Here is a 15955-nt window from a genome sequence, read left to right as displayed (position 1 = left end):
GTCATGGTCCGGAAACGGTGCGGTCACAGCGCGGCCTCCCCGGTTTCGCCGGTGCGGATGCGGACGGCCTCGGCCACGTCGAGCACGAAAATCTTGCCGTCGCCGATGTTGCCGGTGCCGGCGGTCTGCTGGATCACCTCCACCGCGCGCGGCGCGATGGCAGCGTCGCAGACCAGTTCGATTTTCACCTTGGGCACCATATTGGTGGCATATTCGGCACCGCGATAAATCTCGGTCTGCCCCTTTTGCCGCCCGAAGCCCTTGACCTCGGTCACGGTCATCCCGCTGACGCCGAGGCCGGTGAGCGCCTCGCGCACCTCGTCCAGCTTGAACGGCTTGATGATGGCTATGATCAGTCGCATGCGCCCCCCTTTGTCAGTGCTGCTGCACAGCAAAGCGATGCAATGGGCGTGCCAGACGCATCAATGCGTCGGATCAGGGCCATTCTGACGGGAAAAGTTGCGCAAGCACCTGAAATTTTGTGCAGCTGCGAAGCAGTGCTGCCTGTTTTTCAGGCAGCGGTCCGGGTCAATCGTCGATTATGACGTCAGCCCAGACCGGCAGATGGTCCGATGCGCGGGCGCTGAGGGCGCTGTGGTGCACCCCGCTGGCATCCGCCCGGACCGGACCTGACAGGATGATGCGATCGAGCATGGCCATCGGCTGGCGGCTGTGGAAGCTGCGGCCAGGGGCCAGGATCTGGCATCCGGCAAATTCACGCAGTGCGCCGCCGGTCGGGGACCATTCGTTGAGATCCCCCATCAGCACGGTCGGGCAGCGGTGCGGGCACGCCTCCACATGCGCGAGGATGGTGCGAACCTGCTGGCGGCGGCGGATGCCCGAGATATCGAGATGCATGCCGACAACGCGGACGTCGCGCCCGCCGATCACGAGATCGGCCCTGATCGCCCCGCGCGGTTCGAGCGTCGGCAGCGGCACGATCGCTGCGTCGCGCACCTCGACCTCCTTGCGCACCAGCAGTGCATTGCCGTGCCAGCCGATGCTGTCCGGGCGCGTATCGAGCGGCACTGGCTTGTACAGGCCATGATCGTCGATCATCGCCAGCGGCAGGCAGGAATGGCGCTGGCCGAACCGGCGGTCCGCCTCCTGCAGGGCGACAATGTCCGCCCCGATTTCCTTGAGCACGGTAAGGATGCGTTCCGGGTCGCGCCGCCGGTCCAATCCCACGGCTTTGCGGATGTTGTAGCTGGCGACCCGCAGCCTCACGGCATGGCCTCGCGCAGCACCGCCGCGGCCTCGTCCCGCTGTTCGGGCAGCACCATCAGCCGCACCGGGATGAGGAAGCCGACACCTTCGCCGATGTTCATGCTGCCGTCGAAACAGAAGGCCGGGATGCCGACACTTTCCAGCCTTCCGCGCGCCAGTTCGGCTTCATGGGCGTTGGCGAAGCGCGCCAGCTCGACAAGGCTCATGACCGGTCAGTCACCTGACATCGCGGACGCATCCCCGGCGATGAAGCGATCGGTGGCGCGGGTGGGCAGTCCGTCGATGCTGCGGGTGCGTGTTGCCATCTTGGCGGCCCATTTTTCGGGGTCGGATTGGGCATGCGCCTTCTTCAGCGTCGGGCGCTCGCGCTCCAGCGCCATCATCGGCACGCCCCAGCCGCAACTGGTCTGGACACTGTCCACGCGGATGTCGAAAATCTGGCGGGTGCCGGGCAGCAAGGTGAAATGCCCGGCCAGCGCCTCCCAGTCCGCATCCTGCGGCAGCACCGGCCTGCCCCGGCCATAGATGCGCAGGATCAGCGCGGTGCGATCGAAGGCGCAGAACATGATGGTAATGCGACCCTGGTCTGGTTGGGCCGCCGCCAGATGGGCATGCGTCTCATTGCCCGACCCGCCGAGGTCGAGATAGGCCACCCGGTCGTCGGCGAGGATGCGGAAGGCATCATATCCCTTGGGTGACAGGTTGATGCGGCCCTCGGCAGCAGCGGTGGCGGTAAAGAACATCGGCTGCCTGGCGATGAAGGCACGATGATCGGCGGTGAGCGTGTCGGTGAATTCCATGGGATAGCCCTGTCATCGTGATTCCGGCGAAGGCGGGAATCCATCGCCTGTCCGCGCCTGATGCGCGATCGGGTGGATTCCTGCCGTCGCGAGAACGACGAATAGTAGAATGCCGGTGATTGGCAACCGGGGCTACCAACCCCCGCCCGCCGCCACGGCTTCTGCTTCCCCGGGCCGGTCTGCCCTTCCCAGCGCGGCGTTGCGATGCGGGAAGCGGCCGAAGCGTTTGACGATGGCGAAATGCTGCTGCGCGAAGTCGAGATATTCGGGGTTGTCCAGCGAACCCATCAGCCGCAGCGACTCGCGCTGGTCGTCGATGTCTTCGCTATGTTCGAAGGGCAGGTAGAGGAAAAGGCGCTGGTCGGTGGTCAACGCCTCATCAAAGCCGCGCGCCACCGCCGCACGCGCAATGGCGAGCGCCAGTTCGTCGGTGGCAAAGGCCTCTGCGTTGCCGCGATGCATGTTGCGCGGTACCTGATCGAACAGCAGCACCGCGGCGAGCGCGGTCGCGGCGCCGATGGTGAAGGTCTCGACCGGCTGCGCGCGCAGGTCCTCGCGCCAGTCGCCGAACCGTTCGGCGACATCGGCATCGAAATCGGCACCGCCACCGAACCAATCATCGCGCATATGCTCGTCGAACCAGAAGCGCAGCAGCTGATCGGGCCAGTCGTCCGGGACGGCGCTCACGCCGCGGTTCCGCCCACCGTTATGCCTTCGATCAGCAGGGTCGGCTGGCCGACGCCGGCGGGTACGCCCTGGCCGCCTTTGCCGCAGACGCCGATGCCTTCGTCGAGTTCGAGATCGTTGCCGATGCCGATGACGCGCTTCAGCACTTCCGGCCCGTCGCCGATGAGTGTCGCGCCCTTGATCGCATCGCCGATCCGCCCGTTCTTCACGCGCCACGCCTCGGTGCAGGAGAAGGTGAATTTGCCCGAGACGATGTCGACCTGTCCGCCGCCGAAGCTGGTGCAGTAGATGCCGTCCTTGACGCGGGAGAGCAGTTCGGCGGGGTCGTCCCGCCCGGCTTTCATGAAGGTGTTGGTCATGCGCGGCATGGGCGCGTGGGCGTAGCTTTCGCGGCGGCCGTTGCCGGTCGGTTCCATGCCCATCAGCCGCGCGTTCATCCGGTCCTGCATGTAACCGCGCAGGATGCCGTCCTCGATCAGCACCGTCTCACGCGTCGGGGTGCCTTCGTCATCGATGGTCAGCGATCCGCGCCGTCCGCCGGAGACGGGGGAGGAGAGGCTGCCGTCATCGACCACGGTCACGCCGGGCGCGGCGACGCGCTGTCCGATGCGGCCGGAAAAGGCGCTGGTGCCCTTGCGGTTGAAATCGCCTTCGAGGCCGTGGCCGATCGCTTCGTGGAGGATGATGCCGGGCCAGCCGGGGCCGAGCAGCACGGTCATCTCGCCCGCCGGTGCATCGACCGAACCGAGATTGTTCAGCGCCTGCGCCAGCGCCTTGTCGATCCCGCGGTTCCATGTCTCGGGGGCGAACAGGTCATCGTACATCCGCCGTCCGCCGATGCCGAAGCTGCCGCTCTCCCGCCGCCCCTTCTCCTCGACGACGATGCTGACATTGAGCCGCACCAGCGGGCGTACATCGGTGGCGACAAAGCCGTCGGCGCGGACGATCTCGACCACGCTCCACGTGCCGACCAGCCCGACCGACACCTGCACCACTCTGGGATCGCGGGCCCGCGCGGCGGCGTCGACCTGCTGGCACAGCGCCACCTTGTCGGCAAAGGGCACCAGATCGAGCGGGTTCATGTCGCTGTAGAGATGGCGATTGGTGCGCGGCGGCGGCGCGGCGGCCGGTTGGTTGGCCGGATCGATCAGGCGCAGCGTCGCCATCGACCGGCGGATGGCATCGGCACTGATCTCCCCGGCCTGGGCGAAACCGGTCATCTCGCCCGATACCGCGCGCAGGCCGAAGCCGGCGTCGGTCGAATAATCCGCGGTCTTGAGCTGTCCGTCGTCGAAGCCGAGCGACTCGCTGAGCTTATACTGCAGGTAGAGCTCGCCATCCTCTGCGCCTGACAGCGCCTGTGCGGTCAACCGGGCCGCATCGTCGGGGTCAAGCCGGTCAGGGCGGTAGAGAAAGGCGCGGGGATCGAGTGCTGCTGTCATCCCGCCGATATGGGGCAGGCTGCGATCAAAGACCAGAGCTGCGGTCGGCGGCCTGGCTGTGGCCGGTGTCCGCGCCGGTCTGCGCGACCCCGTCGGCCACGCCGCCAATCAGAATGAACCGGCGATCGCAATAGCCGCAATCGACATAGCCGTCCGCCGGATCGATCTGCAGCCACACGCGCGGGTGGCCGAGCGCGGTCCCGGCGACGTCGCTGGCCCCCATGCAGGAAACGCGGGCGCTGTCGGTGCGGATGGTTTCGGGCGGCTGAATCATGGCGGCGCGATTATCATTGCGGCGCGCGCCGGGCAATCGGCTTCAGTCGTTCAAGGATAAACAACGGTGAGGTTGAATGTGCCGCTATAGGTGCCACTGGCCTGGTTGGCACCGACGTTGAGCCTTGCCCCGACGCGGATCACCGCCACGCCGGTCGGGCCGAGGTTGCGGTTGGTACCGCCGTTGGTGGTCCAGTTGCTGACCGTCATAGTCCCGCCGCTGCCGTTGGACAGGGTTATGGTCCCGGTCGGGATCTGAACGATGAAGACCCGGTTGACGACGCCAGCCGCGTAAAACACCGCAGCATTGGGTGTCCCGCCAAGCCGGGCAACCCCGCCTGTAACGGTCAGGGCATCGGTGCTGGCGTCGACCGTTGCCCGTCCGGTCGTAGCGCCGGAAGCGAGATCGCCGAAGTCGAGGTCCTGAGTATTGGTTACCTCGAAGCGGTTCAGCACGATACTGCGCCCGATAGCCGTGCCGTTCGCGGCCGACGCGCAGGCCGGCCATGCAACGGCCAGAGCCGACATCAGCGCGGCGCGCAAGGTGGTTGGCAGTCGTCTGGTCACCGCGCCATCCTAGCCCGGCTGGATGAAAGCGCCCTGTCGGTATTTGGTAAAGATTGGAGAAACTACTGGTAATCCAGCGTTATCGAAAATGTGCCGCTGTAGTTGCCCGCGGCCTGATTGGCGCCCACAGCCAGCCGCCCGCCGACCGGGAAATTGAACTGGCCGTTGGTGCTGGTAATGCGGAAGCGGGTTGGCGTGGTCGAGAGGATGGCGGTCGGTGACGAGCCGATCTCGAACTGCGACAGGGTCATCGGTGCGCCCGGTCCGGTCAGCTGGATGGTGTTGGCCGACACGCTGATCAGCACCTGCTGGTTGACGCTGCCGAGCCCGGCAAAGCGGGCAGGCTGGTGGGTGTTGCCGACAACGGTTACCCCGCCGGTGACGGTGCGGGTACCATCGGGCAGGATGCGCACGACTCCTGCCGTCGGGCCGGGGATAATGTCACCGAAATCGAGATCCTGCACGCGGAAGAAGGACAGCTGGCGCAGCACGATCGACTTGGCTTCGGCCTGGCGCGTGCGCGTCGGCCCCTGCGTCTGCTGCGCCTCGGCGGGTTGTGCCGCGACGGCAAGCGTCACGGCGCAAAGCGCGCCCGCCCACATGCGGTGGATGCGCGAATTGCCTCGCGCAGGATATGGTCTGGTCCCCATGGAAGCCGCTATGGCACAGGCCATCTGCACGGGTGGTTTCCGGTGATGGTAAATGGACGCTTTACCTTCGGCGTATCTGCATTTGCGCTTTGCACCGGCGACGCGCTAAGCGCTGGGGCATGACAGACGCCGCCCTGACCATCGAATCCCTTTGCAAAGTCTATGCAGGGGGCAAGCGAGCCCTCGACGATGTCAGCCTCACCATTCCGCGCGGCATGATCTACGGCCTGCTCGGCCCCAATGGCGCGGGCAAATCGACGACGATCAACATTCTGTCGGGCATGGTACGCAAGACCTCCGGCCGGGCCACCATCTGGGGCTTCGACATCGATGCCGATCCGCGCAACGCCAAGGCGTCGATCGGCATAGTCCCGCAGGAGATCGTGTTCGATCCCTTCTTCACGCCGATGGAGACGCTGGAACTGGTTGCAGGCCTGTATGGCGTGCCCAAGGGCAAGCGGCGCAGCCTGGAACTGCTGCGCGCAGTCGGGCTGGAAGACAAGGCCAATGCTTATGCCCGCACCCTGTCGGGGGGCATGAAGCGCCGCCTGCTGGTGGCCAAGGCGCTGGTGCACTCGCCGCCGATCATCGTGCTCGACGAGCCGACCGCCGGCGTCGACATCGACCTGCGCGAGCAGCTTTGGAATTATGTCCGCCAGCTCAATCGCGAGGGCGTGACGGTGGTGCTTACCACCCACTATCTCGAGGAAGCCGAGGAGCTGTGCGATCGTATCGCCATCATCAACCACGGCCGCGTCATCGCCGACAAGCCGACGCGCGAGCTGGTCGGCATGGCGCGGGAAAAGGCGGTGGTGCTGACCCTTTCCGGCGACGTCACCACGCTGCCCGACCATGGCAGTTTCGAGAAGGTCGAGCAGACCGGGGCGCACGAAATCACCATCAGCTACAACAAGGACCACGCCAACGCGGGCGACGTGCTGGCGGCGGCAACCGCGGCCGGCCTGAAGATTGTCGACGTCTCGACGCGCGAGGCGGATCTTGAGGACGTGTTCGTGCAACTGACCCGGGCGGCGTGACCCGGTGTCGGTTTACGACGTCATCATCATCGGTTCGGGCGCGGCTGGCCTTACCGCCGCGCTGACGCTGGCGGACCGGCATCGTGTGCTGGTGCTGGCCAAGGGGGCGCTCAGCGATGGCTCCACGGCCTGGGCACAGGGCGGGATCGCGGCGGTGCTCGAACCCGGCGATACGTTCGAAAGCCATATCGAGGACACGATGGTCGCGGGCGCGGGGCTCAACCAGCGCGATGTCGTCGAATTCGTGGTCGAGAATGCGCCCGCCGCGATCGAGCGGCTGGCCGATCTTGGCGTGCCGTTCAACGGCGGCGATGTTTCACTGGGCGAACGCTGGCACCTGACCCGCGAGGGCGGGCACAGCGCGCGGCGTATCGTCCATGTCGACGACGCGACCGGCGCGGCGGTGCAGCGTGCGCTGGAAAAAGCGGCGGCGGCCAATCCCAATATCGTGCTGAAACCCGATATGGTCGCCATCGACCTGATCACCGGCCGCCATCAGGAGCAATTTTCCGGGGCCGGCCATGTCTGGGGCCTCTATGCCTTCAACCGGGCGACCGGCGCGGTGGAGACGCTGACCGCGCGCGCCACCATCCTCGCCACCGGCGGGGCGGGGCGCGCCTATCTGTTCAGCACCGCACCGCGCGGCGCCACCGGGGACGGCATCGCCATGGCGTGGCGCGCGGGTGCGCGCGTCGCCAACATGGAGTTCATGCAATTCCACCCGACCTGCCTTTACAATCTGGAGGTCAAGAATTTTCTGATCACCGAGGCGTTGCGCGGCGAGGGCGGCAAGCTGGTCAACCCGCAGACCGGCAAGCATTTCATGCAATATTACGACCCGCGGCTGGAGCTGGCACCGCGCGATGTCGTCGCCCGCGCCATCGACGCCGAGATCAAGCGCTATGGCCTCGACTATGTCCACCTCGACATCAGCCACATGCCTGCCGATTTCGTGAGGGGCCATTTCCCCAACATCTACGACAAGCTGATCGGTCTCGGCATCGACATCACGCGTGAGCCCATCCCGGTGGTGCCGGCGCAGCATTATACCTGCGGCGGGGTGATGGTGGACAAGGCCGGGCGCACCGACCTGCCCGGGCTCTATGCCGCGGGCGAAGTGACGATGACCGGCCTGCACGGTGCCAACCGCCTCGCCTCCAACTCGCTGCTCGAATGCTTCGTCTATGGCGAGGCGGCGGCGCGCGACATCATCGCCCGCTTCGACGCGCTGCCGGTTCCGCCACCGATCCGTGGCTGGGACGAAAGCCGCGTGACCGAACCCGACGAGGAAGTGATCGTCCAGCACAACTGGCGCGAGATCCGCCGCTTCATGTGGGACTATGTCGGCATCGTGCGCACCACGAAGCGGCTGGAGCGCGCCATGCACCGGGTCAACCTGCTCGCGCAGGAGGTGGACGATTACTACGGCAATTTCCGCGTCACCCCCGACCTCATCGAGCTGCGCAATCTGCTGGAGGTCGCCCGGCTGATCGTCCGCTCCGCGCTGCGCCGGCGGGAAAGCCGCGGGCTGCATTATACCACCGACTATCCGGCGACGGCAGCTGAAGCGGTGGATATGGTGCTGGTGCCTTAGCCCCCGAACCCCTGCGCCAGAAACCGCTCCGCCACGCCTGCATGCCAGGCCGCGCCGCGGGCCATGACGCTGTCGTCGAGGACCATGTGGTTGGAGTGGAGGCCGCAGCATGTCCGCCAGTCGGCGCCTTCGTGGCTGGCGCCCAGCCAGAACATCGCGCCGGGCACCTTTTCCAGCACATAGGCGAAATCTTCGGCCCCCATCACCGGATGCTCCATGCGGCGCCACGCGTCGGCACCGAACAGGTCGCGTACCACTTCCGCGCCGAAATCGACCGCGCGGCCGTCACAGATGGTCACCGGGAAGCCTTCGGTGATCTCGACCTCCGCCGTGCAGCCATGCGCCGCCGCGATGTTGGGCGCGACGCGGCGCAGCTCGTCCGCCACCCGCGCACGCTGGCCGGGGCTGAGGGTGCGGATGGTGCCGAGCAGCTCGGCGGTTTCGGGGATGATGTTGTTGGTGGTGCCGGCGCTGATTTTCGCCACCGTCACCACCGCGGGATCGAACACCGAGACGCGGCGGGTGACCATGGTCTGGATCGCCGAGACGATAGCGCAGGCGACCGGAATGGGGTCGACCGCATCGTGCGGCATCGAGGCGTGGCCGCCCGCGCCCCTCACCACGATGCGCAGAACGTCCGACGAGGCGAGCAGCGCGCCGCCCTTGCTGGCGAACAGGCCGTGCGGGGCGTTGGGCATGATGTGGAGCGCGAAGGCGGCATCGGGCAGCGGATCGATGAGGCCATCGTCGAGCATGAAGCGCGCGCCATGATGCCCTTCCTCGCCCGGCTGGAACATGAACATCACCGTGCCGGTCAGTTCCTCCCGCCGCGCGCAGAGCAGCCTGGCGGCGCCGACCAGCATCGCGACATGCGTGTCATGCCCGCAGGCGTGCATCGCGCCGTCGATGGTGCTGCCATAATCGTCCCCCGTCTCCTCAGTCAGCGGCAGCGCGTCCATGTCGCCGCGCAGCAGCACGCGCCGTCCATTGCCGCCGCCACATTCCAGCGTGGCGACGAGGCCGGTGGTCGACGGCCCTTCGCGGAAGCTGAGCGGCAGCCCCGCCAGCGCCTCCTTGATCTTGGCCAGCGTCAGCGGATTGTGCAGGCCAAGCTCCGGCTCGCGATGGATGGCGCGGCGCAGCGCGACGAGATCGGGCAGGATGGTGGTCGCGGCAGCATGCCAGGCGTTGGTGGGGGCGTTCATGGGGACAGTGGGCCCTTTCAGAAATGGAGCCACGATAGTGCCGCTGGTTCAGACCAATGTCGAGGTCAGCTCTGCTCCCAGATGAGTGCAGTCCGGCCGATTCCGTCAGTGCTTGCTGTCGCAGGCACCGCCTTCAGCTCGGCGCGCTCCCCCAGCGTCTCAGGCGTCTGCACCGCCCAGACCAGCTCCAATCGCTCGAGCAGCCGGATGACCGCGAAACCCCAATCGCTTTGCCCCGGGTGGTGCCCGAGCTTTGCCGATCCTGGGAACGCGTGATGATTGTTATGCCATGCCTCGCCCATTGTCGGGATCGCCGCCCACGGCACGTCATGCGCCTGCACGCCCGCGCCTTCGACCAGCCAGCTTTGCGGGCCGCGATTGTGCGCAAGATGGCCGACCAGCCAGTGGCCATGGTTGGCCACCGCGACGCGTGCCGCGACACCCCAGACCACCCAGCCCCAGCCACCGACAGCCAGCAACAGCAACGCAACGGGAAGCTGCTGCCAGCGCCATGTCTTCTCCAGCCAGCCGATAAAGCGGTCGCCCTCGATGGTTCCGAAATCGAAGCGCGGCGGTTGGGTAAGTTCCAGGCGGCAATAGATTTGCCACCAGGCGTCGCGCAGCATGCCGGTGCGGTGCGCCAGAAACGGATGACATTCCGGCTGTCGCTGTGCCCAGTCGCGCGTATCGTGCGCCCGGATGATGCCATAGGGTCCAGCCATACCGACCAGCGTGCCGAACCAGATCAAGGTGCGGCGGAGCCAGCGCGGGCAGGCGAAACTGCCGTGGATCATCAGCCTATGGTAACCGATACTGTGGCCAAGCAACAGCACGGCACCGGTCAGCAGGACGAACAGCGCGATAGCCGCGGGGGTGGCCGTGAATGGTCCAGCAATCAGCGCGACGGCCGCCATCCCGCCGTTCCACGCGACATTGCTCCAATCGGTGCGCACCTGCCCTGTCAGCGGATCGCCGCCTGCGGCCTCATCTATATGGTTGACGGCGTGCGGATCGGCATGACGCGGCATGACAAGTTCTCCCTTCAATAGATAAGTAATTACTTAAATATCTAAATGCTTGTCAATGGCCTGCGCCATCGCCATGTGCCTTGCCATGGAGCGCGTGTTTCAAGCCTTGGCCTCGACGCCTCGCCGCAAGATACTGGCTTATCTTGCGCATGCCGAGCTGAGTGCCGGCGACATCGCTGCACGGTTTGCGATGACCAAGCCGGCGGTGTCGCAGCATCTTTCGGTGCTTGAGAATGCCGGGCTGATCGTCGGCGAAAAGCGCGGCCAGTTTGTTTTTTACCGGCTGTTGCCAGACGCGCTGGCCAATGTGTTGAATGGCTACGTGCAACAGGTTTGCCCGGTTTCGCGCCCGCTAAAGGCGGAGTCGCGTGAGCTGGCGGAGCGGGAGGCGGCGGGCGAAAGCTAATTGCCCGTAAGACGACGTGACATCTGTCGCGTTCCGGATTGTGCGTCTGCGTTACCGATGTTGGCCACCTGCGGGAGAGTGCGCCACTGGCTGAAGCGGATGCCGCGGCGCGTCCGGCACGATTGCCAGGGTCCGCCTTTCGGGCGGAAATGACCGGCTGTCGGGTCCATCCTGTCGTCTGGTGGCGGGGCTGCGTAAAAAAATGGCAGTGCTGCTGCCAGAAAAGGCATTTTCCCTCTTTTCAGCAGGCCGAATCACCGTCATAAGAGTGTCACGAGTTTCGGGAGGGGAGAGCCCGGAAGGCTGGGTCGGAGAGCGCTTCGCGCCTCCGGCCCGTTTTTTTTGCGCTTTTGCTCCTTTCGCCGAGCAGGCGACCGGCTTTTCCCCCTTACCACTTTGTGTTGGCGAAAAGCGCATCGGGCGCACCAAACCGCAGGCGACCTCAGTCGTGGCGGGAAAGGTCGCGGGTCTGTGCTGTATGCTGGTGGAATGCCGCCAGGCCGGCGAAGCGCATCAGTTCTGCGCTGCCTGCGGCACGCTACAGGTGAGCGGCGGCAGTGCGCCTTCGATCTCGGACGCGCGGTCGGTGGCGATTATCACCACGCCGTCGCGGGCCAGTTCGGCGAATTCGGACGGGTCGCCATCCGCCAGCCAGCGATCGTCGAGACGGGTGCCTTCGCGGCCCAGTGTGCCAAAGATCGGTTCGATGCCGGCCGCACGCAGCTGTGCGAACCAGCGCGGCGAGGGATCGCGGGTGCCGGTGAAGGCGAGCAGCTGGCGCGGGTCGATACCCGCGGCACGATGGCGATCGAGCGCGGCGCCGTCGAAGGCGCTGATCGAGACCATCAGGTCCGGCGCGAGCGCCGCGACTTCGGCAGCGTCGGTTTCATTGTAGGTGATGATGAGGGCGTTGCGCTGGGCCCCGGCAGTGCGGACAGCGGCAACCACGTCGGCAAAGGGCGTGCCGCGTTTGACGTCGAGCTGGACGATGGCATTCCGCGCGCGGGCGAGCGCAAGCGCGTCGGCAAGCGCGGGGATGCGGGCGCGGGTGACGGTGTCGGCATCGTCCTTGAGCCTCAGCCGCGACAGAGCGCGCCAGCGCAGCTGGGTGGCGGTGCCACGGCCGGTGGTGGTGCGTTCCAGCCGGTCGTCGTGGAGCAGGAACAGCACGCCGTCGGCGCTGCGCTGGACATCGATCTCGAGCAGCGCGCGCGGATTGCGATCGAGCGTGGCGCGCATCGTCTCCAGGGCATTTTCGGGAAGGCCCGCGGCAGGCCCGGCCCGATGTGCGCTGACCACCGCCTGGTTGCGGGTGCGCAGGCAATCGAAATAGGCGCCGAGTGGCGGACCCGATGCGCCGCCGGGAGGCGGCGATTCGGCCACCGCCGAACAGGCGGCGAGCAGCGCGATGGCGGGCAGGGCGGCAGACAGGGCGGGCAGGCGATTCATCGCTATCGCCATGCCACGCCGGTCATGGCCCGGTCCAGCCTTGCGGCACGGCGCGGACCCTGAGTGCGCGGTCGGGCGTGAGATAGCGCTGCGCCAGCGCCTGCAGCTCCTCGGCAGTCGCGGCATTGAGTTCGGCGATGGCGTTGCGGCTGCGGTCGAGCCGCTCAGGCTCGCTGGCGGCAGCGGCGACATAGGGCAGCCAATAGCCGTTCTCCCGCCGCGACTGGCGCAGCCGTTCGGCGAAGGGCGCGCGGGCGCGGACCAGAAGGTCGGCATCGATCGGCGCGTCGCGCAGACGGGTGGCGATACTGTCGATGGCGGCCTCGACCGCCGCAACATCGCCCACCGCGACATTGCTCGACGCGTAGAGAAAGCCGTAGCCCGGAAAATCCAGCGACAGGCTGGCGCCGGCCGAGGGGCTGTAGGTCTGGCCGAGCCGTTCGCGCAGCTCGTCGGTGAGGAGGATGGTCATCACATCGGCGAGCAGTTCGAGCCGGATCGCCTCGCGCTGGTCCTCGGCATCGCGGGCCTGCCAGTATGTCTGGACGACCGCCTGATCGGCCTCGCCGCGATGGAACAGGGTGCGGGTCGACCGGTCACGCGCGAAATTGCGCGACCGCTCGGCGGTGCGGGGATCGAAGGCCGCTCGGCGCTCCGGCAGCGCGCCAAAGGTGGCAGCGACGGCGGCGATGGCGGCCTCCTCATCGACCGCGCCGACGATGCCGATTTCGATGGCGCCATGCGCGATGCTGTCGGCGACGGCGGCACGGTAGCCTGGCCAGTCGAGCGCGAGCATGGTTTCCAGCGGCGGCTGCACCACGCGCGGATCACCATCGGCAAGGATCGCGCCGACATCGCGGCCGAGCACCGCGCCCGGGGTGGCGTCGCTCGCGGCATATTGCTGTGGCAGCGCGCGCCGGAACAGGTCGAGCGCCTCGGGGCGATAGCCCGGATGGGTGAGGTAGGCGGCGAGCAACTGCGTCTGAAGCAGCAGATCGTCCGGCGTGGTCAGCGCGGCGAGATTGAAGCTGTCGGTGCCGAGGCCGAAGCTGGGGCGTACGGTGCGGCCGGCGAGGATGCTGCGCAGATCGTCGCTGCTGTGCGCTTCGAGCCCGCCCAGCGGCACCACGCTGGCCAGCGTGACGCGGGTCGGATCCTCGACGGTGTTGAGCAAGGCGCCACCGTCGATCCGGACCAGCATGCGAACCCGGTCATCCTCATACTCGGTGCGCTTGATGTTGAGCATGACATTATTGGCAAAGCGGACACGGCGGATGTCGAGATCGGCGATCCGATCATCGCTGACAACGCTGCCCGGCGTGCCGAAATCGGTATAGGCAAAGCTCTGTGCCGCGCGCGCTTCGGGCGGCAGCACCGCGACACGCGTGGCGTCGGCAAAGGCCGCGAGCAGCGCATCGCGGCCGCCCTCCGGTTCGGCCTTGGCGGTCAGGCGGACCAGCGGCGCGCCATGGCCGTCGGTCAGCGCACGAAAAGCGGCGGTGACGGTGGCGGGGGTGATGGCGGGGGCGAACTCCTCGAACAGCGCGGCACGAAAGGCGGGGGTGGTGACGACGCTGCGCCCGTCGGCGGCGGACAGCAGCCGGTCGGCCAGAGCGCCGCTGCGCCGGGTGGCCATGCCGGCGACCTCGTTGCGGATGGCGGTGCGCGAATTGGCGATCTGCTCGGCGACCTCGGCCTCGGTAAAGCCATGCTCGCGGGCGCGGCGCAGCTCATTCTCTATCGCGGCGAGCGCGCGCGGCCAGCCGCCATCGCGCGTCTGGGCGGAGATGCCGATGCTGTCGGCCATGTCGAAGTTGTTGCCGGCACTGAAACCGGCCGAGAGGAAGGGCGCATCGGGGACCAGCGCCAGCCGCGACAGGCGGCGCTCCAGGATGGACTCGGCAATCGATTCGAGGGCACGGCGCAGCCGCAGCGCGCGGCTGTCTGGCTCCAGCCGCCATGGGCGCAGCCAGGTGATCGCGGCGGTTTCCGCAACCGCAGGATGGACGAAAATGTCAGCTGCGGCGGGCCGGGCGAGATCGAGCGCACCCGCGACGGGATCGTCCGCGCCAGCGCCGCTGCCCTGCCAGTCGCCGAAGCGGCGCCGGATGTCGGCTTCCATCGTATCGAGGTTCATGTCGCCGACGATGACCAGCGTGGCGCGTTCGGGCCGGTACCAGCGGCGGTAGAAGGCGCGCAGCCGCTCGGCCGGGGCGGTGCGGATCACCTCCTCCGTGCCGATCGGCAGGCGCTGCGGCACCAGGCTGCCCGCGTAGAGGAAATCGAGCTGGCTCATCAGGTTGCGAAAAGCGTAATTGTCCCGCGCGCGCCGCTCGGACAGGATGACGCCGCGTTCGCGCTCGACGGCGGCATCGGCGATGGTCAGCTCGCTGGCGGTTTCGCGCAGCAGCATCAGGCCGGTGTCGATCAGGGCGGCTTCGTTGCGTGGCAGATCGAGCCGGTAGCTCGTGGTATCGAACCCGGTCGAGGCGTTGGTGTCCGCGCCGAAGGCGAGGCCCTGCCGTTCGAGCAGCCGCACCATCTCCCCCTCGGGCACGTTGGTGCTGCCGTTGAAGGCCATATGTTCGAGGAAGTGCGCGAGCCCGCGCTCGTCGCCCCGTTCCGCCAGGCTGCCGATGTCGAACTGCAGCCGCAGCACGATCCCCGCGCGCGGGGTGGTGTTGAGGTGCAGGGCATATTTCATGCCGTTGGGCAGCACGCCGAAGCGCACGTCGGGGTCAGGCGGCAGATCGCTGCCGGCAAAGCCCCAGGCGACAGCGGCGGGGGTCTGCGGGTTGGTGGCAGGGCTGACCGGGGCGGCGGGCTGCGCTGCGAGCGGGGCGGCGACGAAGGCGAGTGCAGCGATGAGCGAGCGGATCATGTCGGCCTTTTCGCGGGGGGCAGGTGAACGGTCAATGGCCGGTGGCGGTGCCGAGGGCAGCAGAGATTGGTTCACGCAGAGGCGCAGAGGAAGCAGAGATCGCAGAGAGGCTATGCGGCGCAGCCGCTCTTCAAGTTCAAACATCGCGACTACGGCTGAACAGCCAATGGTCCAGCCGCTTCGTGGAACAGCGCAACCCCTCTGCGCCTCTGCGTGAAACCCTCTTCCTTCAGTCTTTGTGCCTTTGTGCCTTTGTGTGAGATAATCTTGCCTGAGCCGACCCATCGGCCCACACTCCCTCTCCATGACGACACGCACAGCCACCTGCCGCTGCGGGCAGTTCAGCGCTACCGTCACCGGCGAGCCGGTGCGGGCTTCGGTTTGCCATTGCCTCGACTGCCAGAAGCGCAGCGGCAGCGCGTTCTCGTATCAGGCGCGCTGGCCCGAGGCGGATGTGGTGCTGCGCGGGGAACTGCGCGAGTGGCGGACAGTGGGGGACAGCGGCAACTGGGCGGAGTTCCGCTTTTGCCCGACCTGCGGATCGACCCTCGCCTTCGTCATCGAGGCGCTGCCGGGGATGGTCGCGGTGCCGGTCGGCTGCTTTGCCGACCCCTCATTTCAAGCGCCGGATTTCTCGGTGTATGAGAGCCGCAAGCATGGTTGGCTGGAAGTGACGGGGGATGGGGTGGTGCATGATTGAGGGGTCCAG

17 protein-coding genes are annotated in these 15955 nt (G+C 67.0%); 4 read left to right on the top strand and 13 right to left on the bottom strand.

Translation table 11 applies throughout. The features are described from left to right. Positions 1-23: 23 nt before the first annotated feature. The 9 genes from AC0QC4_RS02720 to AC0QC4_RS02680 form a co-directional block, all read right to left on the bottom strand. Positions 24-362 (bottom strand): P-II family nitrogen regulator, encoded by a 339-nt coding sequence (locus tag AC0QC4_RS02720; protein WP_483658178.1) that lies wholly within the window; start codon positions 360-362, stop codon positions 24-26. 166 nt (positions 363-528) lie between these two features. Beyond that, entirely contained in the window at positions 529-1227 is a 699-nt protein-coding gene (locus AC0QC4_RS02715; protein WP_483658177.1) for an endonuclease/exonuclease/phosphatase family protein, read from the bottom strand. Beyond that, complete coding sequence (locus AC0QC4_RS02710; RefSeq protein WP_483658176.1) at positions 1224-1433, bottom strand: putative signal transducing protein; 210 nt, start codon at positions 1431-1433, stop codon at positions 1224-1226. The genes AC0QC4_RS02715 and AC0QC4_RS02710 overlap by 4 nt, the downstream gene beginning before the upstream one ends. A 6-nt stretch (positions 1434-1439) precedes the next feature. Beyond that, positions 1440-2027, bottom strand: a complete 588-nt coding sequence (locus tag AC0QC4_RS02705; protein WP_483658175.1) for a pyridoxamine 5'-phosphate oxidase family protein — start codon at positions 2025-2027, stop codon at positions 1440-1442. 132 nt (positions 2028-2159) lie between these two features. Continuing rightward, complete coding sequence (locus tag AC0QC4_RS02700) at positions 2160-2714, bottom strand: DUF924 family protein (RefSeq protein WP_483658174.1); 555 nt, start codon at positions 2712-2714, stop codon at positions 2160-2162. Next, positions 2711-4156, bottom strand: coding sequence for a metalloprotease TldD (gene tldD / locus AC0QC4_RS02695; RefSeq protein WP_483658173.1), 1446 nt, complete (start codon positions 4154-4156; stop codon positions 2711-2713). The genes AC0QC4_RS02700 and tldD overlap by 4 nt, the downstream gene beginning before the upstream one ends. 25 nt (positions 4157-4181) lie before the next feature. Next, entirely contained in the window at positions 4182-4430 is a 249-nt protein-coding gene (locus tag AC0QC4_RS02690; RefSeq protein ID WP_483658172.1) for a zinc-finger domain-containing protein, read from the bottom strand. Positions 4431-4480: 50 nt separating this feature from the next. Further along, complete coding sequence (locus tag AC0QC4_RS02685) at positions 4481-4996, bottom strand: DUF4402 domain-containing protein (protein WP_483658171.1); 516 nt, start codon at positions 4994-4996, stop codon at positions 4481-4483. Between the two features lie 62 nt (positions 4997-5058). After that, the gene (locus AC0QC4_RS02680; RefSeq protein WP_483658170.1) at positions 5059-5646 is read right to left on the bottom strand and encodes a DUF4402 domain-containing protein; all 588 of its coding nucleotides are present in this window, start codon (positions 5644-5646) and stop codon (positions 5059-5061) included. A 119-nt stretch (positions 5647-5765) separates the two neighbouring features. Here AC0QC4_RS02680 and AC0QC4_RS02675 point away from each other — a divergent pair, with 119 nt between their 5' ends. Together AC0QC4_RS02675 and nadB are read left to right on the top strand one after the other, a co-directional pair. Next, entirely contained in the window at positions 5766-6683 is a 918-nt protein-coding gene (locus AC0QC4_RS02675) for an ABC transporter ATP-binding protein (RefSeq protein ID WP_483658169.1), read from the top strand. Between the two features lie 4 nt (positions 6684-6687). After that, positions 6688-8277, top strand: a complete 1590-nt coding sequence (gene nadB / locus AC0QC4_RS02670) for an L-aspartate oxidase (RefSeq protein ID WP_483658168.1) — start codon at positions 6688-6690, stop codon at positions 8275-8277. Here the strand turns inward: nadB and AC0QC4_RS02665 are convergent. Then, positions 8274-9482 carry a M20 metallopeptidase family protein gene (locus AC0QC4_RS02665; RefSeq protein ID WP_483658167.1) on the bottom strand — a complete coding sequence of 403 codons (1209 nt, stop codon included), beginning with the start codon at positions 9480-9482 and terminating at the stop codon, positions 8274-8276. The genes nadB and AC0QC4_RS02665 overlap by 4 nt on opposite strands. A gap of 65 nt (positions 9483-9547) precedes the next feature. Further along, positions 9548-10510 (bottom strand): acyl-CoA desaturase, encoded by a 963-nt coding sequence (locus AC0QC4_RS02660; protein WP_483658166.1) that lies wholly within the window; start codon positions 10508-10510, stop codon positions 9548-9550. 55 nt (positions 10511-10565) lie between these two features. Between AC0QC4_RS02660 and AC0QC4_RS02655 the strand changes: the two genes are divergently transcribed. Next, positions 10566-10916 (top strand): metalloregulator ArsR/SmtB family transcription factor, encoded by a 351-nt coding sequence (locus AC0QC4_RS02655; RefSeq protein ID WP_483658165.1) that lies wholly within the window; start codon positions 10566-10568, stop codon positions 10914-10916. A 513-nt stretch (positions 10917-11429) separates the two neighbouring features. On the opposite strand, the gene AC0QC4_RS02650 is transcribed toward AC0QC4_RS02655, so the two are convergent. Then, the gene (locus AC0QC4_RS02650) at positions 11430-12365 is read right to left on the bottom strand and encodes a glycerophosphodiester phosphodiesterase family protein (RefSeq protein WP_483658164.1); all 936 of its coding nucleotides are present in this window, start codon (positions 12363-12365) and stop codon (positions 11430-11432) included. 22 nt (positions 12366-12387) lie between these two features. Further along, positions 12388-15246, bottom strand: a complete 2859-nt coding sequence (locus AC0QC4_RS02645) for a M16 family metallopeptidase (protein ID WP_483658163.1) — start codon at positions 15244-15246, stop codon at positions 12388-12390. A gap of 304 nt (positions 15247-15550) precedes the next feature. Here AC0QC4_RS02645 and AC0QC4_RS02640 point away from each other — a divergent pair, with 304 nt between their 5' ends. Beyond that, entirely contained in the window at positions 15551-15946 is a 396-nt protein-coding gene (locus AC0QC4_RS02640; protein WP_483658162.1) for a GFA family protein, read from the top strand. Positions 15947-15955: the final 9 nt, after the last annotated feature.

Source organism: Sphingomonas sp. jy18 (assembly GCF_056931895.1).
The sequence above is the reverse complement of the archived record's forward strand: the minus strand, read 5'-3'. Positions and strand labels throughout refer to the sequence as shown.